The 26,345-nt window shown below is 51.1% G+C and carries 24 protein-coding genes, 2 tRNA genes and 1 riboswitch; of the genes, 21 read left to right on the top strand and 5 right to left on the bottom strand.

Features of this window, described 5'->3' with window-relative positions; translation table 11 throughout:
- Positions 1–42 precede the first annotated feature (42 nt).
- Positions 43–1,554 (bottom strand): ubiquinone biosynthesis regulatory protein kinase UbiB, encoded by a 1,512-nt coding sequence (gene ubiB / locus ACTHTS_RS08100; protein ID WP_440369744.1) that lies wholly within the window; start codon positions 1,552–1,554, stop codon positions 43–45.
- Positions 1,555–1,760: 206 nt separating this feature from the next.
- Positions 1,761–1,858, top strand: a riboswitch (glycine riboswitch).
- 210 nt (positions 1,859–2,068) lie between these two features.
- Here ubiB and gcvT point away from each other — a divergent pair.
- From gcvT to ACTHTS_RS08015, 17 genes are all read left to right on the top strand, one after another.
- A complete protein-coding gene (gene gcvT, locus ACTHTS_RS08095; protein ID WP_440369743.1) occupies positions 2,069–3,169 on the top strand; it encodes a glycine cleavage system aminomethyltransferase GcvT in 1,101 nt (366 codons plus the stop codon).
- Positions 3,170–3,333: 164 nt separating this feature from the next.
- Entirely contained in the window at positions 3,334–3,720 is a 387-nt protein-coding gene (gene gcvH, locus ACTHTS_RS08090; RefSeq protein ID WP_100066423.1) for a glycine cleavage system protein GcvH, read from the top strand.
- Positions 3,721–3,826: 106 nt separating this feature from the next.
- Positions 3,827–4,378 carry a DNA-3-methyladenine glycosylase I gene (locus ACTHTS_RS08085; protein ID WP_440369742.1) on the top strand — a complete coding sequence of 184 codons (552 nt, stop codon included), beginning with the start codon at positions 3,827–3,829 and terminating at the stop codon, positions 4,376–4,378.
- Between the two features lie 123 nt (positions 4,379–4,501).
- Complete coding sequence (locus ACTHTS_RS08080; RefSeq protein ID WP_440369741.1) at positions 4,502–4,996, top strand: hypothetical protein; 495 nt, start codon at positions 4,502–4,504, stop codon at positions 4,994–4,996.
- Complete coding sequence (locus ACTHTS_RS08075; RefSeq protein ID WP_440369740.1) at positions 4,996–5,271, top strand: sodium:glutamate symporter; 276 nt, start codon at positions 4,996–4,998, stop codon at positions 5,269–5,271. Before ACTHTS_RS08080 ends, ACTHTS_RS08075 begins: the two co-directional genes overlap by 1 nt.
- 2 nt (positions 5,272–5,273) lie before the next feature.
- Entirely contained in the window at positions 5,274–8,126 is a 2,853-nt protein-coding gene (gcvP, locus tag ACTHTS_RS08070) for an aminomethyl-transferring glycine dehydrogenase (RefSeq protein WP_440369739.1), read from the top strand.
- Between the two features lie 224 nt (positions 8,127–8,350).
- Positions 8,351–9,160 (top strand): bifunctional hydroxymethylpyrimidine kinase/phosphomethylpyrimidine kinase, encoded by an 810-nt coding sequence (gene thiD / locus ACTHTS_RS08065; protein ID WP_440369738.1) that lies wholly within the window; start codon positions 8,351–8,353, stop codon positions 9,158–9,160.
- Between the two features lie 111 nt (positions 9,161–9,271).
- Complete coding sequence (locus tag ACTHTS_RS08060; protein WP_003679886.1) at positions 9,272–9,691, top strand: OsmC family protein; 420 nt, start codon at positions 9,272–9,274, stop codon at positions 9,689–9,691.
- A 261-nt stretch (positions 9,692–9,952) separates the two neighbouring features.
- The gene (locus ACTHTS_RS08055) at positions 9,953–10,666 is read left to right on the top strand and encodes a GntR family transcriptional regulator (RefSeq protein WP_004519550.1); all 714 of its coding nucleotides are present in this window, start codon (positions 9,953–9,955) and stop codon (positions 10,664–10,666) included.
- Positions 10,667–10,738: 72 nt separating this feature from the next.
- Positions 10,739–11,518, top strand: a complete 780-nt coding sequence (locus ACTHTS_RS08050) for a DeoR/GlpR family DNA-binding transcription regulator (protein WP_004519551.1) — start codon at positions 10,739–10,741, stop codon at positions 11,516–11,518.
- Between the two features lie 105 nt (positions 11,519–11,623).
- The gene (locus ACTHTS_RS08045) at positions 11,624–13,312 is read left to right on the top strand and encodes a glutamine--tRNA ligase/YqeY domain fusion protein (protein ID WP_440369737.1); all 1,689 of its coding nucleotides are present in this window, start codon (positions 11,624–11,626) and stop codon (positions 13,310–13,312) included.
- Between the two features lie 83 nt (positions 13,313–13,395).
- Positions 13,396–14,298 (top strand): DMT family transporter, encoded by a 903-nt coding sequence (locus ACTHTS_RS08040; RefSeq protein ID WP_440369736.1) that lies wholly within the window; start codon positions 13,396–13,398, stop codon positions 14,296–14,298.
- A gap of 244 nt (positions 14,299–14,542) precedes the next feature.
- Positions 14,543–15,802, top strand: coding sequence for a transcription termination factor Rho (rho, locus tag ACTHTS_RS08035; protein ID WP_003680905.1), 1,260 nt, complete (start codon positions 14,543–14,545; stop codon positions 15,800–15,802).
- 56 nt (positions 15,803–15,858) lie between these two features.
- A complete protein-coding gene (locus ACTHTS_RS08030; RefSeq protein WP_049359174.1) occupies positions 15,859–17,217 on the top strand; it encodes a deoxyguanosinetriphosphate triphosphohydrolase in 1,359 nt (452 codons plus the stop codon).
- A 132-nt stretch (positions 17,218–17,349) separates the two neighbouring features.
- A tRNA-Arg gene (locus ACTHTS_RS08025) sits at positions 17,350–17,426 on the top strand.
- 12 nt (positions 17,427–17,438) lie between these two features.
- Positions 17,439–17,513 (top strand) — tRNA-Glu (locus tag ACTHTS_RS08020).
- Between the two features lie 393 nt (positions 17,514–17,906).
- Positions 17,907–18,464, top strand: a complete 558-nt coding sequence (locus tag ACTHTS_RS08015; protein WP_107769215.1) for a hypothetical protein — start codon at positions 17,907–17,909, stop codon at positions 18,462–18,464.
- Positions 18,465–18,550: 86 nt separating this feature from the next.
- Here the strand turns inward: ACTHTS_RS08015 and ACTHTS_RS08010 are convergent, their stop codons facing one another.
- From ACTHTS_RS08010 to ACTHTS_RS08000, 3 genes are all read right to left on the bottom strand, one after another.
- A complete protein-coding gene (locus ACTHTS_RS08010; RefSeq protein ID WP_440369735.1) occupies positions 18,551–19,861 on the bottom strand; it encodes an NCS2 family permease in 1,311 nt (436 codons plus the stop codon).
- Between the two features lie 229 nt (positions 19,862–20,090).
- Complete coding sequence (gene miaB / locus ACTHTS_RS08005; RefSeq protein ID WP_440369734.1) at positions 20,091–21,413, bottom strand: tRNA (N6-isopentenyl adenosine(37)-C2)-methylthiotransferase MiaB; 1,323 nt, start codon at positions 21,411–21,413, stop codon at positions 20,091–20,093.
- A 72-nt stretch (positions 21,414–21,485) separates the two neighbouring features.
- On the bottom strand, positions 21,486–21,881 hold the full coding sequence (locus ACTHTS_RS08000; protein WP_440369733.1) for a hypothetical protein: 396 nt from the start codon (positions 21,879–21,881) through the stop codon (positions 21,486–21,488).
- Between the two features lie 198 nt (positions 21,882–22,079).
- Between ACTHTS_RS08000 and hemL the strand changes: the two genes are divergently transcribed.
- Entirely contained in the window at positions 22,080–23,363 is a 1,284-nt protein-coding gene (gene hemL, locus ACTHTS_RS07995) for a glutamate-1-semialdehyde 2,1-aminomutase (protein ID WP_440369732.1), read from the top strand.
- 83 nt (positions 23,364–23,446) lie between these two features.
- Here hemL and ACTHTS_RS07990 read toward each other — a convergent pair whose 3' ends face one another.
- Positions 23,447–23,911 carry a universal stress protein gene (locus ACTHTS_RS07990; RefSeq protein WP_003680896.1) on the bottom strand — a complete coding sequence of 155 codons (465 nt, stop codon included), beginning with the start codon at positions 23,909–23,911 and terminating at the stop codon, positions 23,447–23,449.
- Between the two features lie 186 nt (positions 23,912–24,097).
- Between ACTHTS_RS07990 and ACTHTS_RS07985 the strand changes: the two genes are divergently transcribed.
- The 3 genes from ACTHTS_RS07985 (at position 24,098) to ACTHTS_RS07975 (ending at position 26,344) form a co-directional block, all read left to right on the top strand.
- Positions 24,098–24,874 carry a tRNA threonylcarbamoyladenosine dehydratase gene (locus tag ACTHTS_RS07985; protein ID WP_107857338.1) on the top strand — a complete coding sequence of 259 codons (777 nt, stop codon included), beginning with the start codon at positions 24,098–24,100 and terminating at the stop codon, positions 24,872–24,874.
- Positions 24,875–24,887: 13 nt separating this feature from the next.
- Entirely contained in the window at positions 24,888–25,355 is a 468-nt protein-coding gene (locus tag ACTHTS_RS07980; protein WP_107857337.1) for a hypothetical protein, read from the top strand.
- 92 nt (positions 25,356–25,447) lie between these two features.
- Complete coding sequence (locus ACTHTS_RS07975; RefSeq protein ID WP_440369731.1) at positions 25,448–26,344, top strand: segregation and condensation protein A; 897 nt, start codon at positions 25,448–25,450, stop codon at positions 26,342–26,344.
- Position 26,345 lies beyond the last annotated feature (1 nt).

The following is a 26,345-nucleotide window of genomic DNA, read 5'->3' as shown; positions in this document are numbered from 1 at the left end:
TTCAGACGGCCTTTATTATGTCGTTTAAAGCTGTATTACAGTTTATTTAAACAGTAAAATTAGCAGCAAAACAACCGCAATCATACCCAGCCACAGGCTTTGGCGTTGCTGTACTTTAACCAAATGTACATAGGCATCGCGCATTTCCTGCTGGCGGTTTTCATCAACCAGCGCATTGATTTTGCGCGGCAGGGAAGGGATGATTTGCGCCCAGTCGGGGGCTTCGTTTTTGAGGTTGCGCCAAAGGGCTTTGGGGCCGACCTGTTCGTTCATCCAACGCACCAAAAACGGTTTGGCGGTTTTCCACAAGTCCAAATCGGGATCAAGCTGGCGGCCCAAGCCTTCGATGTTGAGCAGCGTTTTTTGCAGCAACACAAGCTGCGGCTGGATTTCGACATTGAAGCGGCGGCTGACTTCAAACAGGCGCATTAGTACCAAGCCGAAGGAAATCTGCGAAATCGGTTTGTTGAACACAGGCTCGCACACGGCGCGGACAGCGGCTTCCAATTCTTCCGCGCGTGTGTCGGCAGGCACCCAGCCCGATTCGATGTGGGCGGTGGCGACGCGGTGGTAATCGCGGTTGAAAAAGGCGAGGAAGTTGATGGCGAGATAGCGTTTGTCGTAATCGGTCAGCGTGCCGACGATGCCGAAATCGAGGGCGATGTAGCGGTTGTCGGCAGCGACCAAGATATTGCCGGGGTGCATATCCGCATGGAAAAAGCCGTCGCGGAATACTTGCGTGAAGAAGATTTCCACGCCGTAATCGGCAAGTTTGTGCAAATCAATGCCGTCGGCTTTGAGTTTGGCAATATCGGATACCGGTGTGCCGTCCATCCATTCGATGGTTAGCACGTCGCTGGTGCAGTAGTCGTAAAACACCTTCGGCACAATCAGCATATTGCTGTTTTGGAAATTGCGACCAAGCTGGCTGGCATTGGCGGCTTCGCGCATTAAATCCAATTCGTCGTGCAGGTATTTGTCAAATTCGGCTACCACTTCGCGCGGCTTCAAACGCTTGCCGTCTGAAAACAAACGCTCTACCCAGCCTGCACCAAAGCGCATCAGCGACAAATCCTGTTCGATCACGGGCAAAAGGTTGGGGCGCAAGACTTTCACGGCAACCTGTTCGCCCGAATGCAGGCGGGCTTTGTGTACTTGGGCGATGGACGCGCTGGCGACAGGCTCTGTTTCAAATTCCGCGTATAAAGTGTCGATGGATTGTCCCAGTGATTTTTCGATTTGCGAGCGTGAAAGTTGCGCGTCAAACGGCGGCACTTTGTCTTGCAGCCTTGCCAGTTCGACCGCGTAATCGTGCGGAATCAAATCGGGACGCGTGGACAATACCTGCCCGAATTTGATGAAAATCGGCCCCAGGCTTTCCAATGCCAAACGCAGGCGCACGGCAGGCATCTCGTGTTTGAACTTGGACGACTGCGGCAGCATATTGAGGAAAGTCCGCGCCCAACCCGGACGGACCAGCGAGGCAATCAGCTCGGCAAGGCGGTAGCGGTAGAGCGTGCAGAGGATGGTTTTAATGCGTTTGAGGCGGTTCATGATGGGCGCGGATAAATCGAAAAAACAGAATTATATAGGAAAAACGGGTAAGGGCTTCAGACGGCCTGAGACTTTTGCAAAAACATTTGCCGCATAGCTAACAATTTTATAAAGGCTCAAGTTTTGCCGCCCCAATAAAAAGACGGATATTCACATCATAAATATTCGTCGGCTACTTGCCCAAACTGCCGATTCAAGACATAATCGGGAAATGTGCAGGAGAGTGTTACACCCAACTACAATGTAACCACCGAAGGCGCAGACACCCTTAAATCGCTCAGGTATCAGGGACTGCACATTGAAACAAACAATCTGGAGAGCGGCGTTGGAATAACGTCCACCGAAGGGGAGAAGGCCGTCTGAACCACCATTCAGACAACCGCGCAAAGCAGTGAGCAGACTGGTTTGCCATCATGCGGATACGGCCGAAAATCTCAGGTTCAAGGACAGATAGGGTCATCCGCGCATAGGTGCGCGGGCGGCATCTGAACAAAAAATCCGGAGAAACTTGAGAATGACTGCTCTGAAAACCACCCCATTTCATCAAGCCCATCAAGATGCAGGCGCGAAGCTGGTAGATTTTGCCGGCTGGGAGCTGCCCATCCATTATGGTTCACAAATCGCCGAACACGAAGCCGTGCGCACCGACGCCGGTATGTTTGACGTATCCCATATGCTCGTTACCGACGTAGCAGGCGCAAATGCCAAAGCCTTTTTCCGCAAATTGATTGCCAACGATGTCGCCAAACTCGCTTTTGTCGGCAAAGCCCTTTATTCCGCTTTGCTCAACGACAACGGCGGTGTGATTGACGACTTAATCGTTTACCGCACCAATGAAGCCGAAACCCAATACCGCATCGTGTCCAACGGCGCGACCCGCGAAAAAGACACGGCACAATTCCACAAAGTCGGACAAGAGTTCGGCGTTGCCTTCAATCCGCGCTACGACCTTGGCATGCTCGCTGTACAAGGCCCGAAAGCCATCGAAAAACTCCTGACCGTCAAACCTGAATGGGCAGACGTAATTCACGGCCTCAAACCGTTCCAAGGTGCAGACTTGGGCAACGACTGGTTTGTCGCCCGCACCGGTTACACCGGCGAAGACGGCGTCGAAGTCATCCTGCCCGGCACCGAAGCCGTCGAATTCTTCAAAGCCCTGCAACAAGCCGGCGTACAGCCCTGCGGCCTCGGCGCACGCGACACCCTGCGCATGGAAGCCGGCATGAACCTCTACGGCAACGATATGGATGACGACACCAGCCCGCTCGAAGCAGGCATGGGTTGGACGGTTGATTTGAAAGACGAAAACCGCGATTTCGTCGGCAAAGCCGCCTTGCTGGCATTGAAAGAAAAAGGCGTTGCCGTGAAACAGGTCGGCCTGTTGCTCGAAAAAGGCGGCATCCTGCGCGCGCATATGGAAGTGTTGACCGACAAAGGCAAAGGCGAAACTACCAGCGGCGTATTCTCGCCAAGCCTGAAACAATCCATCGCCATCGCGCGCGTACCGAAAGACTTTGACGGCGATACCGCCAAAGTGCTGATGCGCGGCAAAGAAGTGGACGTGCGCGTACTGAAGCTGCCGTTCGTCCGCAACGGTCAAAAACAGTTTGATTAATATCGGTTCAGACGGCCTTTTTATTTGTTAAGGGCCGTCTGAAAGCAGGTTTTAATTGTCGTCCGGTACGGACGTTTGTAGAAAGCATTGAACAAGGCATCTGTGGATATTGATTCATGAAGATGCCGTCTGAAAATAACCCCCTATCAATGGAGTATCAAACCATGAGCAACAATATCCCAGCCGAACTGAAATACGTTGCCAGCCACGAATGGCTGCGCCTTGAAGAAGACGGCACCATCACCGTCGGCATTACCCATCACGCGCAAGAGCTGTTGGGCGACATCGTGTTTGTCGAGCTGCCAGAAGTCGGCGCAAACCTGGCTGCCGAAGAGCAAGCCGGTGTGGTTGAGTCTGTAAAAGCCGCATCTGACGTATACGCGCCGATTGCAGGCGAAATCGTTGCTGTCAACGAAGATTTGCCAAGCGCTCCGGAAACTGCCAACAGCGATCCTTACGGCGCAGGCTGGTTCTTCAAAATCAAACCTGCCAACCCTGCCGATTACGACGGTCTGTTGACTGCCGAACAATACGCAGGCGAAGTAGCTTGATTTTTGCAAACATCCAAACAGGTTTTGCGCCTGTTTGATATTGCAGGTCTTAGGTCGTCTGAAAATACTTTCAGACGGCCTTTGTTTCAATTTTTCCTCAGCAAACATGAATTACTGCGAATTTGTCGCCACGCTTCCTGACGATACGGACAATCCCAACAAACATTATCACGACACGCAATACGGTTTTCCGATTGAGGACGACAATGAATTGTTTGGGCGGCTGGTGTTGGAAATTAATCAGGCAGGATTGAGCTGGACGCTGATGTTGAAGAAGCAGCAGGCATTTCAGACGGCATTTAAAGGTTTCGACATCGATACGGTCGCCGCATTTGACGAAGCCGATATTGAGCGGCTGCTTGCCGATGCAGGCATCGTCCGAAACCGCCTGAAAATCAACGCAGCCATTTATAACGCGCGACAAATCAAACAAATACAGCAAGAGTACGGCTCATTCAAAAACTGGCTCGATGTGAACCATCCGCTAGACAAGGCTGAATGGGTGAAGCTGTTTAAAAAACATTTCAAATTTGTCGGTGGCGAAATCGTTGGCGAATTTCTGATGAGTACCGGCTACCTGCCCGGCGCGCATATTGAAAGCTGTCCGGTTTATCAAGAAGTTTTAGAATGCCGCCCGAAATGGGCAGAGGTCGTCTGAAAACGGGTTTTGGCAAAATCTGTTTTCAGGCGGTCTTTAAAGAAGAAATGTGATACAAATCTTGTATGGCGGGTAATAAGTGTTTAAAGTAAATGTCATTTGCACAGTTTACGAAGAAAGATTATGGAACATTCACCAGAAGAAGATTTCAATCCTTATCGGGCTTATAGGCGCGCCAATTTGATATGGGGATTGCCGATGTTTATCATTGATTTGTTGCTGATTTTGTTTCTTTGCCCTGTTCTAGGAGTAGATATTTCTGTCTTGCTGGGGGGTGTATTTTACTTTTTGAAATTTGCTTTTCCATTTTCTCTATTGATTGTGGGGCTAATCTTGCTGGCCTATTGTATTCCCGGTTATTTTGTCGGTTATACTGCTGAGAAGATGAATTTGAAATGCAATAGGAAAGATAAGATGAAGGCGACGGGTTTAACGGCATTTTATTATTGGATTTTTTCTTTCTTTCTTCTTCAGATGATAGGCTTGAATTGGAAAAACGTTCCCCTTTCAGCATTCGGGCTGTTCAGCCTGTGTGTTGCTGTAGCCGGGGCATTATCTTCCACCGGTCCGTCCATCATGCTGCCTAAAATGGAAAAAAACGAGGTTGAAAAACGCTGATGAAATGGTTGAATGTTTTAGGTATTTGGTTGATGGCCATTCCTGAATTTGTCGTGATTCTTTATGCTATTGGTCATATTAATGCCTTCCTGAGCCGCAACAGCGGAAGTTGCGGAGTCGGTTGCCTCGGGGATTTGGTTGTTTTTTTTGAGATTGCATTTTTTGGCAGTATTTTAATCAGTTTAATTTGGACGGTAATCTTCCTGAAAAAGGATGATGAACGCCGTAAAAACACCTGCCCTTCGCGGCAGCTTCCTACAACACCGAAGGAGTAGAAATGAAACTATCTGAATTGTTCAACCCGAACGAATTTGCCGCGCGCCATTTGAGCTTTGGCGACGAGGCTGCGCTTTTGGAAGCGCTCGGCGAGAAGAGCATGGACGAATTTGTCGGTAATACCGTGCCGCAAAGCATCCGTATGCCGTCCGAACTCGACCTGCCCGAAGCCCTGACCGAGGCGGACGCGTTGGCGAAATTGAAAGGTATTGCGTCGAAAAATGTGATCAACAAGTCTTATATCGGTTTGGGCTATTACCCGACCCGCGTGCCGAACGTGATTTTGCGCAACGTATTGGAAAATCCGGGTTGGTACACTGCCTACACTCCGTATCAGGCGGAGATTGCCCAGGGTCGTTTGGAAGCTTTGTTGAACTTTCAACAAGTGTGTATCGATTTGACCGGTTTCCCTGTGGCAGGTGCGTCTTTGTTGGATGAGGCAACTGCCGCCGCTGAAGCGATGGCAATGGCGCACCGCGTGGGCAAAGTGAAATCTGAGCGTTTCTTTGTGGATGCGCGCGTGTATCCGCAAACTTTGGATGTGATGAAAACCCGCGCCAAATATTTCGGCTTTGAATTGGTGGTCGGAGATTTTGCCCAAGCGGAGGAAGGCGAATACTTCGGCGCGCTGTTCCAATACGTCGGCAAAGACGGCGACGTGCAAGACTTGCAGGACGTTATCGGCCGTCTGAAAGCCAAAGGCACAATCGTGGCCGTTGCCGCCGACATCATGAGCTTGGTTTTGCTGAAGTCTCCGGCTGAATTGGGCGCAGATATTGCTTTGGGCAACACCCAGCGCTTCGGCGTACCGATGGGCTTCGGTGGTCCGCACGCCGCTTATTTCGCATTTAAAGACGAGTTCAAACGTTCTGCTCCGGGCCGTATCATCGGTGTATCCAAAGACGCATCGGGCAAACCTGCCTTGCGCATGGCTTTGTCCACCCGCGAGCAACACATCCGCCGCGAAAAAGCGACATCCAATATTTGTACCGCACAGGCATTGCTGGCGAACTTGGCCGGTATGTATGCCGTTTACCACGGCCCGGAAGGCGTGAAACGCATTGCCAACCGCATTCATGCGCTGGCTTCTGCCTTTGCTGATGCGCTGGTTTCAGATGGCCTGAATGTGGTTCACAAAGTCTTCTTCGATACCGTTACCGTTGATTTCGGCAGCAAAGAGAAAGCAGACCAAGTGTTTGCCGCTGCTTTAGAATCGGGTTACAACCTGCGCCGCGTCAACGACACTCAAGTTGCGGCTGCATTCCATGAAACATCGGCATACGAAGATTTGGTTGATTTGTACCGCGCGTTTACCGGCAAAGATACGGTTACATTTGCCGATGACGTCAAAGGCCGTTTGAATGCCGAATTACTGCGTCAGGACGACATTCTGCAACATCCTGTGTTCAATAGTTACCACACCGAACACGAAATGCTGCGCTATCTGAAGAAACTCGAAGACCGCGACTTGGCGATGAACCGCAGCATGATTTCGCTCGGTAGCTGCACCATGAAGCTCAATGCGACTGCGGAAATGTTGCCGATTACTTGGGCAGAGTTCACCGACATCCACCCCTACGCCCCCAAAGACCAAGCCGCCGGCTACCGCGCGCTTTTGACTGACATGGAAAACAGCCTGAAAGCCATCACCGGCTTTGACGCGATTTCCTTCCAGCCCAACTCCGGCGCGCAGGGCGAATACAGCGGCATGCTCTCCATCCGCCGCTATCAAGAAGCCAACGGCGAGGGACACCGCAACATCTGCCTGATTCCTAAATCCGCCCACGGCACCAACCCTGCGACTGCCGCTATGCTGGGTTTGAAAGTCGTCGTTGTTGATACCGACGAACACGGCAACGTCAATATTGACGATTTGAAAGCCAAAGCCGAGCAACACCGCGACGCTTTGTCTGCCATCATGATTACCTATCCGTCCACCCACGGCGTGTACGAAGAAGGCATCCGCGACATCTGCCGCATTATTCATGAAAACGGCGGACAGGTTTACATGGACGGCGCCAACCTCAATGCCCAAATCGGCATCATGCAGCCTGCCGAAGTCGGCGCGGACGTGTTGCACATGAACCTGCACAAAACTTTCTGTATCCCTCACGGCGGCGGCGGTCCGGGCGTCGGCCCTATCGGTTTGAAAGCCCACCTTGCCCCGTTTGCACCGGGACACGCTTTGACCGACACCCACAGCGCCAGTGCCGATCAAACCGCCGTTGCTGCTGCGGCCTTCGGTTCTGCGTCCATCCTGCCGATTACTTGGATGTACCTGACCATGATGGGCAAACAAGGCATGGAGCAGGCAACATGCTGGGCATTGCTCAACGCCAACTACGTTGCCAAACGTCTGAGCGAAGACTATCCGATTCTGTATACAGGCAAAAACGGCCGTGTCGCGCACGAATGTATCGTTGATTTGCGTCCGCTTAAAGCCGAAAGCGGCATCACTGAAACTGACATCGCCAAACGCCTGATGGATTACGGCTTCCACGCGCCGACGGTTTCCTTCCCTGTTGCCGGCACGCTGATGATCGAACCGACCGAGAGCGAAAGCAAAGCCGAACTCGACCGCTTCATCGCCGCCCTGAAACAAATTAAACAGGAAGTGCTGAAAGTCGAGCGTGGCGAATGGTCGAAAGAGGACAATCCGCTGGTGAATGCTCCGCATACCGCAGCAGATGTAACCGGTGAATGGGCGCATCCGTACTCCCGCGAAGAAGCTGTCTTCCCATTGCCGTTCGTCCGCGAACACAAATTCTGGCCGAGCGTCAAACGGGTAGATGAAGTGTATGGTGACCGCAATCTGGTTTGCTCCTGCTTGCCGATTGACGCATACGAAGATTAAGCCTGAAGAGGTTTAAAATTGAACAGGCCATCTGAAAATGAAAATAGTTTTCAGATGGCCTTTTGTTTGTTAAGATATTTCGCCCGAGAACATACATTTGTTTTTGGTAAAACAACAGATAAGGCATTCGGAAAAATAGACGGCGAATGCCTTTGTTTGCGGATAAAACCAAACTGCTCTCAACAACGATAAACACAAGGCCGTCTGAAAAACAGGAGGACACGATGGACGAACTTTTTATTCAAACGCTGACGATTGCCGGCTCAGATTCCGGCGGTGGCGCGGGTATACAGGCGGATTTGAAGACATTTCAGATGCGCGGCGTGTTCGGTACCAGTGTACTGACCGCGGTTACCGCACAAAATACTTTGGGCGTATCGGCAGTACATCCGATACCGACCGACATGATTGCCGCGCAAATTGCTGCGATTCAGGAGGATTTCCAAATCCGCGCCTATAAAATCGGTATGCTGGGTACGGCGGAAATCATCGAATGCGTGGCGGAACAAACTGCCGAATGCGATTTCGGCAAACGCGTGTTGGATCCGGTCATGATTGCCAAAGGCGGCGCGCCGTTGTTGGAAAATTCAGCCGTCGAAGCCATGAAGCGCCTGCTGCTGCCGCATACGGACGTATTGACCCCCAATCTGCCCGAAGCGCAGGCATTGACGGGTATCAATATTGAAAACCGCCAAGATGCGGAACGCGCCGCCAAAATTCTTCAGGATTTGGGCGTAAAAAATGTGGTAATTAAAGGCGGCCATCTTGCCGACAGCCAAAGCGAATATTGCACCGACTGGTTGTTTACGCCATACGAGACCATCGAGCTGAACAGCAAACGTTTCCCAACGCCGCATACGCATGGCACAGGCTGCACGTTTTCTGCCTGCATTACTGCCGAGTTGGCAAAAGGGTTTGGCGTGCCCGAGGCGGTTCAGACGGCAAAAAACTATATTGCCGCCGCCATTTCCCATCCTTTGGGCATCGGGGCAGGGCACGGGCCGGTCAATCATTGGGCGTATCGGGACGAATAATGCGTTTAGGCCAATTGTAATTGATTGTATTTTTCAGACGGCCTGACTAGGTTTATCACTTGAAATTGTTTACAATATCGGATTAATGCTTTTACGGATAAAAAAGACACCATGCAAGTTACCTCAAAATGGATAGACGGAATGTGCTTCGTCGGTACAACGGCAAACGGACACAGCGTTGTGATGGAAGGCGCGGCGGCTGAAGGCGAAGTCAAACGCGGCCCCAGCCCGATGGAAATGCTGTTGTTGGGTGTAGCAGGCTGTTCCAGTATCGATGTCGTGATGATTGCCGAGAAACAACGCCAAAAAATTACTGACTGCCGTGCCGAAGTGACTGCCAAGCGCGCCGACACCGCGCCGCGCGTGTTTACCGAAATCCATATCCACTTCAAAGTGTATGGTCGGGATTTGCAAGAAAGCGCGATTGAACGCGCCGTACAGATGTCTGCCGAAAAATATTGCTCCGCATCGATTATGCTGGGCAAAGCGGCAAAAATGAGCCACAGCTTCGAGATTGTCGAAACAGAATAGGGCGGTTTCAGGGTGGGAGTATTGGAGCGTGAACCGGCTACCCACAAAAAAAGCAGATATATTCACGCATTAACATGAATATATCTGCTTGCTTTTTATTCCTTTTTCTCTCTCTCTATCAGCCTTTATAACTTGGCTTGTTGATCTCATTGTGCAAGTTTCGTTTAACATTGTCAACAATTTTTAATTATATTTTAAACAACCCCGAAAGCTGCAGGTTTGTAAACGCTTGCGCCTTAATACGGATATTGGGGAAACATTATGGATTACGAAAATAATACCAACGTTGCGCCTGCAACTTCATCGCTTATTTTGGAAGAACGTCACGATTCGGAACTCTTCCGCGTGTACGCATTGATTTTGGACGGCATTACCGACCATCTGTTGTTGCCGGGCAAAAAACTGACCGAGTCCGAGCTTTGCCGACAAATGGTTTGCTCCCGCAATACCGTGCGTGGCGCATTATCGCTTTTGGCGCACGATAAAATCGTCGATTTGCAGCCCAATCGCGGCGCATTTGTCCATGTGCCGGACTTGAAAGAAATGAAAGACGTATTCAACACGCGTATCGAAATGGAAAGCATGATTCTGAGCGTCCTCATCGATATGCCTGATTTGGAAACGCGTCTGCAACCGCTTTACGCCATGATTGAGCAAGAGGGTGCAGCTTCCGAAAGCGGCGACCGCGTGGGTTGGAACCGCCTGTCCAATGCCTTCCATGTCGAATTGGCGCGGCTGCTGGACAACGATGTCCTGTTTGAAATCATGAATACCTTATGCGCGCGCTCTTCATTGATTGTGGCCGTTTCCGATCCGCTTCGCAAAGAAAAGCGCAACATCGATTCCAATTCACACCATGAACACCGAGAAATCCTCGATTTGTTGCTGGCAGGCAAGCGCAACCGTGTGACCAAAGTCATGCGCCGCCACTTGGGCGCGTGCATGGAACGCTTGGAACAAAAACTCGAGATGTAATCGGGTTGACAATAACAAGGCCGTCTGAAATATTCAGACGGCCATTGGTTTATCCCTACAAAGCGAAACGCCATGAAACCCAAAATCCAAAGACACGAACATATCCTCACCCTTGTCCGCGAACATAACTTTATGACGGTGGAAGAATTGGCGGCGAATTTGGATGTTACGCCGCAAACCATACGCCGCGATGTACAGGAGTTGAGCGAAACCGGACAGCTCAAACGCTATCACGGCGGCGCATCTTTGGGCGACGTTTCGGTTGTAACGGCAGGGCAGGAGCGGCGCAACCATCAGCAGCAGGAAAAAAACGCCATTGCCCGGCTGATTGCTTCCACTATTCCCGACAATGCCTCGTTGTTTATCAGTATCGGCACCACCATGGAAGCCGTCGCCGCCGAGTTGGTCAGACAGCGTAAAAACCTGCGGATTATCACCAACAACATCTACGCCGCTTCCATCACTGCGGCGCGTACCGATTACACAGTCATCATCGCTTCCGGTGTGGTTCGCCCCTTGGACGGCGGTATTACCGGCGTGGCGACTGTCGATTTCATCAACCAATTCAAAGTCGACTATGCCATCATGAGTACCCACGGCATAGAAAACGACGGCTCGCTTTTGGATGACGATTACAAGGAAGTCAGCGTCATGCAGGCGATGGTGAACAATGCCCGCGTGCGCTATCTCGGCGTCGACCACAGCAAATTCAACAGCAATGCCTTGGTCAGACTGGGCGATATCGGCGCATTCGATAAGCTGTTTACCGACCGCACACCATCCGCTGCCATGCAGAAAACCCTAAACGAACGCGGCGTAGCGTGGCAGGTTGCCGACCCTGTATCAAAGTAGCCAAGTCGGGTACAATTGAGCCATCATTCCATTCCTTTCAGACGGTCTGATTGAATGCCCAGGCCGTCTGAAAATAGAAAATCATTTTCCCATCAAAGAAATATTATGTTGAATAAAGACCAATTCGCGGACAACCATTTTATCCGCACCATTATCGAAGAAGACCTCAAAAGCGGTAAACATACAGCCATCCAAACCCGTTTCCCGCCCGAGCCGAACGGCTATTTGCACATCGGCCACGCCAAATCTATCTGCTTGAACTTCGGTTTGGCTTATATTTATGACGGCTTGTGCAACCTGCGTTTCGACGATACCAACCCTGAAAAAGAAAATGACGAATACGTCAACGCCATCAAAGAAGACGTCGAATGGTTGGGCTTCCATTGGGCGAGCGAGCCGCGTTTCGCTTCCAACTATTTCGACCAGCTTTACGACTACGCCGTCGGTTTGATCAAAGACGGCAAAGCGTATGTCGATGATTTGACCCCCGAAGAAATGCGCGAATACCGCGGTACGCTGACCGAAGCAGGCAAAAACAGCCCTTACCGCGACCGCAGTATCGAAGAAAACCTCGACTTGTTCACACGCATGAAAAACGGCGAGTTCCCCGACGGCAGCAAAACCCTACGCCTGAAAATCGACATGGCATCGGGCAACATCAATATGCGCGATCCTGTCATCTACCGCATCCGCCGCGCCCATCACCACAACACCGGCGACAAATGGTGCATCTATCCGATGTACGACTACACGCATTGCATTTCCGATGCCATCGAAGGCATCACGCATTCCTTGTGTACGCTCGAATTTGAAGCACACCGCCCGCTGTACGACTGGGTATTGGACAACATTCCTGCGCCTCACGCCACGCGTCCGCGCCAATACGAGTTTTCCCGTTTGGAGCTTTTGTATTCCATCACCTCCAAACGCAAGCTGAACCAACTGGTTTCAGACGGCCACGTTGCAGGCTGGGATGATCCGCGTATGCCAACGATTTCCGGTATGCGCCGCCGTGGTTACACGCCCGAAGGTCTGCGCCTGTTTGCTAAACGCGCCGGTATTTCCAAATCTGAAAACATCGTCGACATGAGCGTGTTGGAAGGCGCGATTCGTGAAGAGCTGGAAAACTCCGCGCCGCGCCTGATGGCGGTGTTGAATCCGCTCAAAGTGACCCTGACCAACTTTGACACCGGTAAAACCCAAAGCCGCCGTGCCGCGTTCCATCCGAACCACGAAGAAATGGGCGATCGCGAAGTACCTATTTCCCAAACCATCTACATCGAAGCCGACGACTTTGCCGAAAATCCGCCCAAAGGCTTCAAACGCCTGATTCCCGACGGCGAAGTGCGTTTGCGCCACGGTTATGTCATCAAGTGCGACGAAGTAGTAAAAGACGAAGCAGGCAATGTGGTTGAACTCAAATGCAGCATCGACCACGATACCTTGGGCAAAAATCCAGAAGGCCGCAAAGTTAAAGGCGTGATTCACTGGGTGTCTGCCGAACACGCAGCCGAAATTAAAGTCCGCCTGTACGACCGCCTCTTTACTGTCGAACGTCCCGATGCTGTGCGCGGCGAAGACGGCAACTACCTACCGTTTACCGATTTCCTCAATCCAGAATCCATCAAGGAAATCACCGCCTACGCCGAGCCTGTCGCAAAAGATTTGCCGGCGGAGAGCCGTTGGCAGTTTGAACGCATCGGCTACTTCGTCACCGACCGCAAAGACCACAGCAAAGACACGCCGGTATTCAACCGCACGGTGACGTTGAAAGATTCTTGGCAGCCTAAGTAATCTGTTTGCAGTCGCTAAATTGAAGGCCGTCTGAAAACGTGAAATCCGGTTTTCAGACGGCCTTTGTCGATAAAAGGGATGAGATGGAACGTTATTCTGTACATTTGAAACTGCTGGGAATGGCAGTGTTGTGGGGCGCGTCCTGGCCGATGGGGCGGATGCTGGGGCAGTCGCTGCCGCCGTTGACGGGTGGGGCGGTTCGGTTTGTACTGGCTTCGGTTTTGTTGTTGGGCTGGTTGTTTGCACGCAGCAGGTTTGCAACTTTGGCGGCTTTGTCGGCGCGGAAATGGCTGGGCTTGGCGGCAGCTGCTTCTGTCGGCGTGTGCGGCTATGCGGTGTTTTTTATGCTGGGTTTGCAGACTATGCCGGCAGGCAAGGCGGCGGTGGTCGTGGCGGTAAATCCCGTGCTGACGCTGCTGTTGGCGACTTGGTTTTTCGGCGAGCGTTTAAATGCGAAGATTTTGGCGGGTATGCTGCTGGCGGTCGGCGGTGCCATTATGGTGGTAACGCAAGGGCAGCCGTTGACAGTGTTATCGGGCGGCATCAAGGCAGGAGAGTGGCTGATTTTCGGTTGCGTGGTCTGTTGGGCGGCTTATACCTTAATCGGTCGTGCGGTCTTGCGCGGAATAGATGCGCTGACGGTAACGGCGGCAACTTCGCTTATCGGCGCGTTGATGTTGGCGGTGGTGGCGTTGTGGGTCGATGGATTGCCTTTTGAGGCAATGGCGGCGATGGATGCACGCGGTTGGACAGCCTTGGCGTGGCTGGTCATCGGTGCGACGGTATTGGCCTATGCGTGGTATTTTGAAGGCGTGAAGACTTTGGGTGCAGGCAGCGCGGCGGCGTATATTACGCTCGTGCCGATTTTTGGCGTGCTGTCTTCGGCGTGGTTTTTGGACGAACCGCTGCATATTTCACTGGTCGCAGGTTGTGCGGCGGCGGTCGGCGGCATGACGCTGATGCGGTATGGGCAAAAGGCCGTCTGAAGTTGGGCAAATACTCGGATTTTTGATGATAAGATTGCGGTTGTCACGTTACTTCCAGCCGTAAGCTTATTGAAGGATAAGACCAAGTCACGGCCTCAGTGTTCGATTTAAAAATTTGACACCCCGCCTCCAACTGCCTAAAATTCAACTTTCTCAAAAATCTACCGTATCCTGCGGCACGATTTCATCCTTTCAGACGGCCTTTGTGCCATCTCTCTGATACCATTCAAAATATATCAATACTATGCACGTTTCAGAACTCCAAACCCTCCACATTTCCAAACTCTTGGAAATGGCAGAAGAACATGGCATTGAAAACGCCAACCGTTTCCGCAAACAAGACCTCGTTTTTGCCATCGTCCGCCAGATGATGAAGCAGAATGTCAGCTTTACCTGTTCCGGTACGCTCGAAATCCTGCCCGACGGCTTCGGTTTCCTGCGCAGCGCAGATACTTCTTATCTTGCCGGTCCTGACGATATTTATGTTTCGCCCACACAAATCCGCCGCTTCAATCTGCACACCGGCGACACCATCGAAGGCAGCGTGCGCGTACCTAAAGACAACGAGCGTTATTTTGCGCTTGTCCGTCTCGATACCATCAACGGCGATCAGCCCGAAGTCTGCAAACACAAAATCCTCTTTGAAAACCTCACGCCTTTATTCCCAACCGAACAATTCAAACTCGAGCGCGACATCAAAGCCGAAGAGAATCTGACCGGCCGCGCCATCGACTTGGTTTCCCCAATCGGTAAAGGCCAACGTGCATTGTTGGTGGCGCCGCCTAAAACCGGTAAAACCGTGATGTTGCAAAACATTGCCCACGCCATTACCGCCAATTATCCCGATGTCGAGCTGATTGTCCTGTTGATTGACGAGCGTCCGGAAGAAGTGACCGAAATGAGCCGTTCTGTACGCGGCGAAGTGGTTTCCTCTACGTTTGACGAGCCTGCGCAACGCCATGTACAAGTGGCCGAGATGGTGATTGAAAAAGCCAAACGCATGGTTGAACACAAAAAAGACGTGGTCATCCTGCTGGATTCGATTACCCGTTTGGCGCGCGCCTACAATACCGTCGTGCCGACTTCGGGCAAAATTCTGACCGGTGGTGTTGATGCCAACGCTTTGCACCGTCCGAAACGCTTCTTCGGTGCAGCGCGTAATGTGGAAGAGGGCGGTTCGCTTACCATTATTGCGACAGCGCTTGTTGAAACCGGCAGCCGCATGGACGACGTGATTTACGAAGAGTTCAAAGGTACGGGCAATATGGAATTGCACCTTGACCGCCGCATGGCAGAAAAACGCCTGTTCCCGGCCATCAGCATCAATAAATCCGGTACGCGCCGCGAAGAATTGCTGGTGCCGAACGATCAGTTGCAACGCATGTGGCTCTTGCGCAAATTCCTGCATCCTATGGACGAAATCGAAGCGACCGAGTTTTTGGTAGGCAAACTCAAAGACTCCAAAAACAATGACGATTTCTTTGAATTGATGCGCGGTAAATAAGCATAAGGCCGTCTGGACATGTTTCAGACGGCCTTTACTTTGCTTGAGGAATCTTTATGACCATCCGAATGAATTGGCAAAACTTATTGTCCACCCAACGCTTCCGTACCAAAAACGGCGAAATTGTGCCGACCGTTACCCCTTCGACTCAGGAAGGCGCCGATGCCTTGCGTACGGATTTTCACATCGACTACGACCGGGTTGTTTTTTCCGGAGCCTTCCGCCGCCTTGGTCGAAAAACGCAGGTGCATCCGTTGGCGCAACATGACTTGACACACAACCGCTTGACGCACAGCGTTGAAGTTGCCAGCGTGGGCAGGAGCTTGGGCAACCGCGTGGGCGTGATGTTGCACAACGGCGGTTTTCTGCCGCAGGGTAATACGCCCAGCGATATTGGTGCCGTGGTGCAGGTTGCCTGTTTGGCGCATGATTTGGGCAATCCGCCGTTTGGCCATACTGGCGAAGATGCTTTGCGCGATTGGTTCAGACGGCCTGAACATCAAATTTATCTGAACACATTAAACGAAGCGGAACGCAACGATATTCAAACCTATGAAGGCAATGCGCATAGCCTGCGTATCGTCGCCAGCCTTGAAATGTATCCCGAGGCGGGCGGAATGCGCCTGACTGCAGCAGCCATCGGCGCATTGCTGAAGTATCCATGGACAACGCAACATCCAAACGGCAGAAAGAAATTCAATATTTATCAAACCGAGTTGCCGTTTATCCGTCAAGTTGCCGACGAATTGGGGCTGGTTTCCGCAGGAGCAGACAGCTGGGCGCGCCATCCTTTGTCTTATCTGATGGAGGCCGCCGACGATATTTGCTATGCCTTGCTGGACTTGGAAGATGCCGTTGAATTGGATTTGCTCACGGATACGGAAGTGGAGAGTATTTTGTCCGAGCTGACCTTTGCCGAAAGCGCATGGCATGCCAGCTCCAGTCGTCAGCGTTGCGCCATGTTGCGCGGCATTGCGATCGGCAAGGCGATTGATGATGTTGCGCAAACCTTTATGCTGCATCAGTCCGACTTGTTGGACGGAACATTCAAAGGCAAAGACTTGCTTGCTCTGTGTAGCCCGCAAGTGCAAAACACTTTGGCAAAAGCGAAAGAATTGGCGCAAACGCGGATTTTCCGCCATCACACCAAACTCTTGACCGAAATCGCCACGTTCCCATGCTTAGGCTCTATCTTGGATTTACTCGTCCCTGCCGCTTATGCCCTGATTGCTGAAAAACAGCTGGCAACACGTCAGTCTTTGGCGTTGGAATTATTGAAAAAGCACAATCCGATTCTTCCTGAAGACAGTCTGTATCAGGCCTATATGAAGATTTTGGATTTTGTCGGCGGCATGACCGATAACTCCGCCGCCAAAATGGCGCAGGATTTGTCAGGAGTAGGGATTTTACGTTAATTTTATATTGTTTAATTTCAATCATTTAATTAAAAATATAAAAAATATCTGCGAAAAGAGTAGACAGGTTTCAGTAAAGCCTATATTATTCGGTCTTCTTGATTCACAACGCACTAGCGAAGTGATGAGGATGCACCCGTAGCTCAGTTGGATAGAGTATCTGGCTACGAACCAGAGGGTCGGGCGTTCGAATCGCTCCGGGTGCGCCATAAGATTTATCCGCGCCCATCGTCTAGCGGTTAGGACATCGCCCTTTCACGGCGGTAACCGGGGTTCGATTCCCCGTGGGCGTGCCAGTTTTCAAAAAAACGCAATCTGTTTCAGATTGCGTTTTTTTATTGTACTTACTGTGTGTATTTTATGGTCGTCTGAAACGCTCAGTAAATCCAGAGGCAGAAGTGTGTAAAATAAATTGCTCAGACTTTTGTCATCTATATGCGCTTTTCAATCTCATTTTACCATTGTCAAAACCCAAATTATTGACAACAGTATTCATCTTAAGAGTTCCTAAACCTGAATTTACATGATTTCATATTTATAATTTCTTGATTTTAGAAAATAAAAATATTTATTTGAACTTTTCTTAAAAAATGCCGTCTGAAATAAAGACAAGACGGAATATCTCTGTTAATGTGTAAATGTCAGCCGGCGTTTGCCGGTTTTTTATTGAAACCATTTGGGAGTCAATTATGAATATGAATGTTAAATTAATCGTTCCTGCTGTTTTGGCGGCTGTTGCCCTGACTGCATGTAGCAGCGGTTCTAAAGCCAAACCTGAAGCTAAAGCTGCGCCTACTGCGCAACAACAAACTCAAGCTCAGGCTCAACAAGCTCAAGCTCCAGTGCCTAATACTTTGAAAGTAGACTCTATCGACGGCACTAAAGAAGTTCACTACAAATGCGGTAAAGACGGCAAAGAGCCTCTGAGCGTAATGTACGGCTTCAAAGGCAACGAAGTTGTTGCTGCACAAGTAAAATACAAAGGTCAACTAACTGAAAACCTGTTCCGTATCACTGACAGCAGCAAAGATGTAAACGCATTCTGGGGCGGTAATGTTGCTTGGGTTGCTGAAGCTGCCACTGCAGCCAACGTAGACAAAGTTGACGGCAACATGCTGACTATCCGCGGCACTACCGAAGTAAACGGCAAACAAGAAGTGGTTGATCAAATCATTACCCGCTTCTGCGCATTGGACAAAGGCGCGAAAGCTGCCGCTAAACCTGCTGCTAAAAAAGCGAAAAAATAATCTTTTGCCGACAGCTTTAAACGCTGGGTAAAATAAAACAGGCCGTCTGAAAAGTTTTCAGACGGCCTGTTTTATTTTGGGGTGGTTTAACCCAGGAACCAGAATTTCAGTGCCCACAACACGGCGACAATCCATACCATAGGCGGTACGTCTTGGGTGCGGTTGCACAAGAGTTTGATGAGTGCGTAGCTGATAAAGCCAAACGCAATACCGTCGGCAATCGAATAGGTAAACGGCATGAAGACGATGGTCAGGAATGCCGGTGCGGCTTCGGTCATGTCGTCCCAATCGATTTCGCGTGCGCTGCGCAACATTTGCGCGCCAACATAGAGCAGGGCGGGTGCGGTAGCGAATGCAGGAATGCTTTGAACCAGCGGCGAGAAAATCAGACAGGCCAGCATCAGTACGCCGACAGTAACGGCAGTCAGGCCGGTACGGCCGCCGGCAGAAACGCCTGCCGCGCTTTCAACGTAAGGGGTAGTGGAAGAAGTACCCAAGGCGGCGCCTGCGATAATGGCGGTAGAGTCGGCAAGCAGGGCGCGTTTCAAACGCGGCAGTTTGCCGTCTTGCAACAGGCCTGCGCGGTGGGAAACGCCGACCAATGTGCCGGTAGAGTCAAACAGGTCAACCAGGAAGAATACAAAAATCACGCTGACCATGCTGACGGTGAACAAGCCTTTAAAGTCCATCTGCACGAAGGTTGGCGCAATGCTCGGAACTTCGCCGACCACGCCTTTGAACTCGCTCAAGCCCAAGATGGTGGAGATGGCGGTCAGCGTCAGAATGGTAATGATGATGGAGCCTTTGACGCGGAAGTGGCCAAGTGCAACCACCATCACAAAGCCAGCCATGGCCAGCAGGGCGGTAGGCTGGTGGATGTCGCCCAAACCAACCAATGTGGCAGGATTAGCCACAATCACGCCTGCGCCTTTGAGTGCAATCAATGCCAAGAAGAGGCCGATACCTGCGGCAATCGACATTTTCAAGCCCATAGGCAGAGCGTTGACCAGCATTTCACGCACTTTAAAGAAGCTGAACAGGATGAAAATAATGCCGGAGATGAAAACGGCACCCAAAGCCACACGCCAGTCCACGCCCATGCCTTTGACGACGGCAAAGGTAAAGTAGGCGTTCAAGCCCATGCCCGGCGCAAGGGCGATCGGGTAGTTGCCGACAAAGCCCATCACGAAACAGCCGATGGCGGAAGCGATACAGGTGGCCACAAATACTGCGCCCATATCCATACCGGTTTCGCCCAAAATCAGGGGATTGACGATGATGATGTAGCACATGGCGAGGAAGGTGGTCAAACCTGCCATGATTTCAGTGCGGACGTTGGTCTGATTGGCGTTGAGGTTGAATAATCTTTCCAAAACGCTTTGATTTGAAGAACTCATTTAAAAATATTCCTTTTGGGAAAGCCGCCTGCGGGACGGCATCGTCGGATTGGTCTGAAAAAAGTTTGGTTTTTGGCCTTAACTTCTCAACAGATAAGGGAATTTTCGGGCGGTATTATACTGAAAAGCCTTTTGTTCGGGTAATAAAAATACATGAATCAGATAATGCTGGGCCGAGCCAAGATAAAGGCCGTCTGAACAGTTTCAGACGGCCTTTGTTTGTGTGTGCTTATACCGGTTTGCCTTTCAGGGAGAAGGTGTAGGCTTCGGTGATTTCCAGATCGATCATTTGGTTGATCATGTCGGGTGTGCCGGTAAAGTTGACCACGCGGTTGTTGGCGGTACGGGCTTGCAGTTGGTCAGGGTCTTTTTTGGAGATGCCTTCAACCAAGCAGCGTTGAACCGTGCCGATCATGGTTTGGTTGATGCGCGCGGTTTCGGTTTCGATGACTTCGTTCAAAGCTTCGAGGCGGCGCACTTTTTCTTCATGCGGCGTGTCGTCGTGCAGGTTGGCGGCAGGTGTGCCAGGGCGCGGACTGTAAATAAAGACGAAGCTCAAGTCGAAGGCGATGTCTTTGACCAGTTTCAAGGTTTGCTCGAACTCGCGCTCGGTCTCGCCCGGGAAACCGACGATAAAGTCGGAGCTGAGGCACAGGTCAGGACGGATGGCGCGCAGTTTGCGGATGATGGATTTGTATTCCAAGGCGGTATAACCGCGTTTCATCGCGCTCAATACGCGGTCGGAACCGCTTTGAATCGGCAGGTGCAGGTGGGAAACCAGCTTCGGCAGGTCGCGGTAGCACTCGATAATCGCGTCGGTAAATTCGCGCGGATGGCTGGTGGTAAAGCGCAGGCGTTCGATGCCGGGGATTTCGTGGACGATGCGCAACAAGGTGGCAAAGTCGCAGATTTCGCCGTTTTCCATTTCACCGCGATAGGCATTGACGTTTTGGCCTAAGAGGTTGATTTCTTTAACGCCTTGTTGCGCCAAACCGGCAATTTCAGTCAATACGTCGTTAAGTGGGCGGGAGAATTCTTCGCCGCGGGTGTAAGGGACGACGCAGTAAGAGCAGTATTTGGAGCAGCCTTCCATAATGGAAATGAATGCCGAACCGCCTTCTACGCGTGCAGGCGGCAGGTGGTCGAATTTCTCGATTTCGGGGAAGGAAATGTCGATTTGAGACAGGCCGGTGGTTTCTTTGTCGACGATGAGTTTGGGCAGGCGGTGCAGCGTTTGCGGGCCGAAAACCACGTCCACATACGGAGCGCGTTTGACGATGTTTTCGCCTTCTTGAGAGGCAACGCAGCCGGCAACGCCGATGATGAGGTCGGGATTTTTTTCTTTGAGCGGACGTACGCGGCCCAAGTCCGAGAAGACTTTCTCTTGCGCTTTTTCACGCACGGAGCAGGTGTTGAACAAGATGATGTCGGCGTCGTCAGGTTGGGTAACCTGTTCGATGCCGCCGTGTTCTTCGGCGAGGACGGACAGCATTTTTTCGCTGTCGTACTCGTTCATTTGGCACCCGAAGGTGCGGATAAATACTTTTTTCATGGTTTGTTTTGATTGACTTGCTTGTTGTAAAAGGGTTCAGACGGCCTGTGAAATACTCGGGCCGTCTGAAAGTTATTCTTCCGCCTGTTTTTGCGCTTTGGCGTGTGCGGCAAACCTGTCGGCCTCGGCGTCGGTCAGAATCCAGATTTCGCGGACGAGGCGGCTCTCTTCGTTGTATTTGAACGCGACGGCTTTGCCGGTTTTGGTCAGTAGGCGGCCCATAGGGATGAAACGGTCGTTTTCATCGTGGATTTTGGTGAAGCGGGTGATTTGCAGTTTGGCCGCATTGCCGTCCACAATGCCCAAGGTCAGCAGGCGAGTCCAAGAAAAACCGCCTTTGCTGACTTTCAGATAAGGCAAATCGACAGTCTTTAAAACGGCCACGTCCATATCGTCAGGCAGGCTGCGTTGTGCATGGACGAGGGAGGACGCCAAAAGGGCGAGGCTGAGTATGAATCCGCGTAACATGATGCTTTTCTTTTATTGTTTCAATAGGTCGCGGATTATAGCACAAGCAGGAAAAATGTGGATAGAGTGTTTGTTTTTAAAGAATAATTTTGATTTTGCGCCCGATTCTTATTTTGAAGCTTGGGCCGTCTGAAAAGGATTTGGTGTTAAAATGGCACCGATTTGATTTTCAGACGACCTCTTACGAAAGAATTGACCATGAACCGTAATGAAAGCTTGTTCAACCGCGCCAAAGCCATTATTCCCGGCGGCGTGAACTCTCCTGTGCGCGCATTCGGCAGCGTCGGCGGCGTACCGCGCTTTATTAAAAAGGCGGAAGGCGCGTATGTTTGGGACGAAAACGGCACGCGTTATACCGACTATGTCGGCTCTTGGGGCCCTGCGATTGTCGGCCATGCCCATCCTGAAGTCATTGAAGCCGTGCGCGAAGCAGCATTGGGCGGTTTGTCGTTTGGTGCGCCAACTGAAGGCGAAATTGTCATTGCCGAAGAAATCGCCAAAATCATGCCGTCCGTCGAGCAGCTGCGCCTTGTCAGCTCCGGTACGGAAGCAACGATGACCGCCATCCGTTTGGCACGCGGTTTTACCGGCCGCGACAAAATCATCAAGTTTGAAGGCTGCTACCACGGCCATTCCGACAGTTTGTTGGTGAAAGCAGGCAGCGGTCTGTTGACGTTTGGCAATCCTTCTTCCGCCGGCGTGCCTGCCGACTTTACCAAACACACTTTGGTACTCGAATACAATAATATCGCCCAACTGGAAGAAGCCTTTGCACAAAGCGGCAATGACATTGCCTGTGTGATTTTGGAGCCTTTTGTCGGCAATATGAATCTGGTTAGGCCGTCTGAAGCCTTTGTCAAAGCCTTGCGCGAATTGACTGAAAAACACGGTGCCGTGTTGATTTACGACGAAGTGATGACCGGTTTCCGCGTGGCGCTGGGCGGCGCGCAATCTTTGCACGGCATCAAGCCTGATTTGACCACCATGGGCAAAGTGATCGGCGGCGGTATGCCTTTGGCAGCGTTCGGCGGCCGTAAAGACATCATGGAATGTATTTCCCCGTTGGGCGGCGTGTATCAGGCAGGTACATTGTCCGGCAACCCGATTGCGGTTGCCGCCGGTTTGAAAACGCTGGAAATCATTCAGCGCGAAGGCTTCTATGAAAACCTGACTGCCCTGACCCAACGCCTCGCCAACGGTATTGCCGAAGCAGCTAAAGCACATGGCGTTGAATTTACGGCGGACAGCGTGGGCGGCATGTTTGGTTTGTATTTTGCCAGCCATACGCCGCAAAACTATGCCGATATGGCGCATTCCAATATCGACGGTTTCAAACATTTCTTCCACGGTATGCTCGACCGCAATGTCGCATTCGGCCCGTCTGCTTACGAAGCCGGTTTTGTTTCCGCCGCGCATACGCCTGAGCTGATTGACGAAACCATTGCTGTGGCACACGAAGTGTTCAAAGAAATGGCAAAATAAAAGCTGAAGCTGTAATGTGAAATGAAAAAAGGCCGTCTGAAAAATATTCAGACGGCCTTTCGCTATTTTAAATCAATGCTTGATTATGCTTCTTCAGCTTTGCTGCGGATAATCAGCAGAGGCAGGTGGCTTTGACGCATTACGGTCTCGGCGAAGCTGCCCATCAGCAGGTGCATCAGGCCGGTGCGGCCGTGTGTGCCGAGTACCAGCAGGTCTGCGCCGTTGTTGTCGGCGTAGTCAACCAAGTCTTGAGCCATTTCGCGCGCGCCTTTGTTGGCAACCAACAGGTGTTTCACGATGTTTTCAACGCCGCTTTCACGCGCTGTTTTTTCTGCGAAATCCAAAACTTCGTTACCTTGAGCCACTGCGGCGGCTTCATAGCTTTCGTGTTGCAGGAATTCAGGAGCCAAAGCCATGTATTCGGCAGGGTTGGCAACGTGAACCAAAGTCAGTTGGGCTTTGTTGAGGCTTGCCAGTTCGGCGGCGTGTTTCAATGCATTGAGGGAAGTCTCGCTACCGTCAACGGCTACAACCAGATGTTTGTACATATTTATTCTCCTTTTGCGCCGAGTAGCGGCACTTTCGTTTAATATGAAATCAGAACTTGTCTGAATGTGAAACGATTATAAACTCTTTCGGGCAGGTACAACAGCCCATCTGCTTTCAAGTATAATGTCTGTCCGAATCGCCTGTCGCGTTTTTCATTAATTTATTGATATATCACAAGGTTACTTATGCAGGACGCCGCTTTTCTTTCTTCGCGCCGCTTTGGCGGCATTGCCAGACTTTACGGAGACGAAGCACTGGCGCGCTTTTCGCGTGCGCATGTGTGCGTGGTCGGTGTCGGCGGCGTCGGCTCGTGGGCGGTGGAGGCTTTGGCGAGGAGCGGTATCGGTCGTTTAACGCTGATTGATTTGGACAACGTCGCCGAGTCCAATGTCAACCGCCAGTTGCACGCTTTGACCGATGATTTCGGTAAGGCAAAAGTTACCGCTTTGCGCGAACGCATTGCCCAAATCAATCCGCAATGCGAAGTGACGGAAATTGAAGATTTTGTTACCGAAGACAATCTGGACGAGCTTTTCAGACGGCCTTTTGACTTTGTCATCGACGCCATCGACCAAATCCGTGTCAAAGCGGCGATGGCGGCGTATTTCGTGCAACATAAACAACCGTTTATTATCAGCGGCGGCGCGGGCGGACAGAAAAATCCGGCGTTGATTCAAACCGCTGATTTGAGCCGTGTTACCCACGACCCGTTGCTTTCCAATTTGCGCTATACCTTGCGCAAACGCTACGGCTTCAGCCGCAATATCAAAGAAAAAATGCGCGTGCCTTGCGTTTATTCAACCGAGAATATTACGCCGCCGCAATCCGGCGAAGCGTGTTCGACCGATGCTGCGCCGCAAGGTTTGTCCTGCGCGGGCTACGGCGCGAGTATGCTGGTAACGGCTTCGTTTGGATTGTATTGTGCACAGGCTGCGCTGGAGCATATTGCGGGGCGGAAGTGAGGGGTAGGGGAAGATGGTTAAAAGCCGATTTTTTAAAGCCTACTTTATCGCCAGCCTGATTTATGCGGTGTGGTTCGGCGTATTGATGTATGCTGTCGATCCGATGTTTCTCGATGTGATGGAATGCAATACGCTGCCGGGCGATTATTTGTGTGTGCAAAGCGGTTATAACCGCCCATTCACCACTTTTCTTTATCCGTTTCTGTCTGTCGTGATATTCAGCCTTTTACACGCCGGTATCATGAAATGGCGCAAACGCCGTTCGGTCAAAATGATTTGGTTTTTGGTCGGTTGCGAAAGTTTGCTGTTGTTGGCTTTGATGGTGGCGATGCTTGCGAGGGATGGTTTTGTGTTGTCCCGAGATATCGGTTCGGTACTGACGGGTTCAGTTTTTGCCAGCCTGCCACTGTTGGGGATGGCCTTGGCCCAGACCTTTGCCGTCGCTATTGTTTCTTTGCAAATCAATCGTAAAAAACGTTGATTTTTATATTAAAAACGGGTCGTCCTTGTTTCAGACGGCCTGTTGTTGATGAAACTTCTTACTAAACTTAAAAAGAAAAAGACCCTTTAACCATGTCTTCAGAACACCTTATTTCTTCTACTGCCGCAACGCCGTCTGAACATACCGTTGCGTGGGTGTTCGGTCAGCCTGTTACCGATGTGCCTCAGGATTTGTTTATTCCGCCTGATGCGTTGAAGGTGGTATTGAGCAGCTTCCAAGGGCCGTTGGATTTGCTGCTGTACCTTATCCGCAAGCAAAATATCGATGTCCTCGATATTCCGATGGTGAAAATTACCGAGCAGTATCTGCACTATATTGCCCAAATGGAAGCGTATCAGTTTGATTTGGCGGCAGAATACCTGCTGATGGCGGCGATGTTGATTGAAATTAAATCGCGCCTGCTGTTGCCGCGTCCTGAAGAGGTCGAGGATGAAGAGGCGGATCCACGTGCCGAGCTGGTGCGCCGTCTGTTGGCTTACGAACAAATGAAACTGGCGGCTCAGGGCTTGGACGCATTACCGCGTGCCGGACGTGATTTTGCTTGGGCGTATTTGCCGCTGGAAATTGCGGTCGAAGCGAAGTTGCCGGAAGTATATGTTGCCGATTTGACGCAGGCTTGGTTGGGTATTTTGTCGCGAGCCAAGCATACGCGCAGTCATGAAGTGGTGCGGGAAACCATTTCCGTGCGCGCACAGATGACGGCGATTTTGCGCCGTTTGAACGAAAGCGGTATCAGCAAATTCAGCGATTTGTTTAAGCCGGAGCAGGGTGCGACATATGTGGTGGTCAATTTTATTGCATTGCTGGAATTGGCCAAAGAAGGCTTGGTGCGTATCGTACAGCCTGAAAATTATGGCGAAATCGAAATCAGCCTGAAAGACGGTTTGGAAACAAATGAAGCCGAAATGTTTTCAGACGGCCTTGAAGCCGATGAAACCGATAACGAAAATTTGAATAAAGAGAACTAAA

The sequence above is a fragment of the Neisseria sp. P0019.S003 genome (genome assembly GCF_051957115.1).
Lineage (GTDB): Bacteria > Pseudomonadota > Gammaproteobacteria > Burkholderiales > Neisseriaceae > Neisseria > Neisseria flavescens_D.
This window is presented reverse-complemented; position numbering and strand designations above follow the sequence as displayed.

What these genes read in the sequence shown, in the direction of transcription:
- ubiB (WP_440369744.1), bottom strand. Translation starts at nt 1,554, where the DNA reads ATGAACCGCCTCAAACGCATTAAAACCATCCTCTGCACGCTCTACCGC.
- gcvT (WP_440369743.1), top strand. Translation starts at nt 2,069, where the DNA reads ATGACTGCTCTGAAAACCACCCCATTTCATCAAGCCCATCAAGATGCA.
- gcvH (WP_100066423.1), top strand. Translation starts at nt 3,334, where the DNA reads ATGAGCAACAATATCCCAGCCGAACTGAAATACGTTGCCAGCCACGAA.
- ACTHTS_RS08085 (WP_440369742.1), top strand. Translation starts at nt 3,827, where the DNA reads ATGAATTACTGCGAATTTGTCGCCACGCTTCCTGACGATACGGACAAT.
- ACTHTS_RS08080 (WP_440369741.1), top strand. Translation starts at nt 4,502, where the DNA reads ATGGAACATTCACCAGAAGAAGATTTCAATCCTTATCGGGCTTATAGG.
- ACTHTS_RS08075 (WP_440369740.1), top strand. Translation starts at nt 4,996, where the DNA reads ATGAAATGGTTGAATGTTTTAGGTATTTGGTTGATGGCCATTCCTGAA.
- gcvP (WP_440369739.1), top strand. Translation starts at nt 5,274, where the DNA reads ATGAAACTATCTGAATTGTTCAACCCGAACGAATTTGCCGCGCGCCAT.
- thiD (WP_440369738.1), top strand. Translation starts at nt 8,351, where the DNA reads ATGGACGAACTTTTTATTCAAACGCTGACGATTGCCGGCTCAGATTCC.
- ACTHTS_RS08060 (WP_003679886.1), top strand. Translation starts at nt 9,272, where the DNA reads ATGCAAGTTACCTCAAAATGGATAGACGGAATGTGCTTCGTCGGTACA.
- ACTHTS_RS08055 (WP_004519550.1), top strand. Translation starts at nt 9,953, where the DNA reads ATGGATTACGAAAATAATACCAACGTTGCGCCTGCAACTTCATCGCTT.
- ACTHTS_RS08050 (WP_004519551.1), top strand. Translation starts at nt 10,739, where the DNA reads ATGAAACCCAAAATCCAAAGACACGAACATATCCTCACCCTTGTCCGC.
- ACTHTS_RS08045 (WP_440369737.1), top strand. Translation starts at nt 11,624, where the DNA reads ATGTTGAATAAAGACCAATTCGCGGACAACCATTTTATCCGCACCATT.
- ACTHTS_RS08040 (WP_440369736.1), top strand. Translation starts at nt 13,396, where the DNA reads ATGGAACGTTATTCTGTACATTTGAAACTGCTGGGAATGGCAGTGTTG.
- rho (WP_003680905.1), top strand. Translation starts at nt 14,543, where the DNA reads ATGCACGTTTCAGAACTCCAAACCCTCCACATTTCCAAACTCTTGGAA.
- ACTHTS_RS08030 (WP_049359174.1), top strand. Translation starts at nt 15,859, where the DNA reads ATGACCATCCGAATGAATTGGCAAAACTTATTGTCCACCCAACGCTTC.
- ACTHTS_RS08015 (WP_107769215.1), top strand. Translation starts at nt 17,907, where the DNA reads ATGAATATGAATGTTAAATTAATCGTTCCTGCTGTTTTGGCGGCTGTT.
- ACTHTS_RS08010 (WP_440369735.1), bottom strand. Translation starts at nt 19,861, where the DNA reads ATGAGTTCTTCAAATCAAAGCGTTTTGGAAAGATTATTCAACCTCAAC.
- miaB (WP_440369734.1), bottom strand. Translation starts at nt 21,413, where the DNA reads ATGAAAAAAGTATTTATCCGCACCTTCGGGTGCCAAATGAACGAGTAC.
- ACTHTS_RS08000 (WP_440369733.1), bottom strand. Translation starts at nt 21,881, where the DNA reads ATGTTACGCGGATTCATACTCAGCCTCGCCCTTTTGGCGTCCTCCCTC.
- hemL (WP_440369732.1), top strand. Translation starts at nt 22,080, where the DNA reads ATGAACCGTAATGAAAGCTTGTTCAACCGCGCCAAAGCCATTATTCCC.
- ACTHTS_RS07990 (WP_003680896.1), bottom strand. Translation starts at nt 23,911, where the DNA reads ATGTACAAACATCTGGTTGTAGCCGTTGACGGTAGCGAGACTTCCCTC.
- ACTHTS_RS07985 (WP_107857338.1), top strand. Translation starts at nt 24,098, where the DNA reads ATGCAGGACGCCGCTTTTCTTTCTTCGCGCCGCTTTGGCGGCATTGCC.
- ACTHTS_RS07980 (WP_107857337.1), top strand. Translation starts at nt 24,888, where the DNA reads ATGGTTAAAAGCCGATTTTTTAAAGCCTACTTTATCGCCAGCCTGATT.
- ACTHTS_RS07975 (WP_440369731.1), top strand. Translation starts at nt 25,448, where the DNA reads ATGTCTTCAGAACACCTTATTTCTTCTACTGCCGCAACGCCGTCTGAA.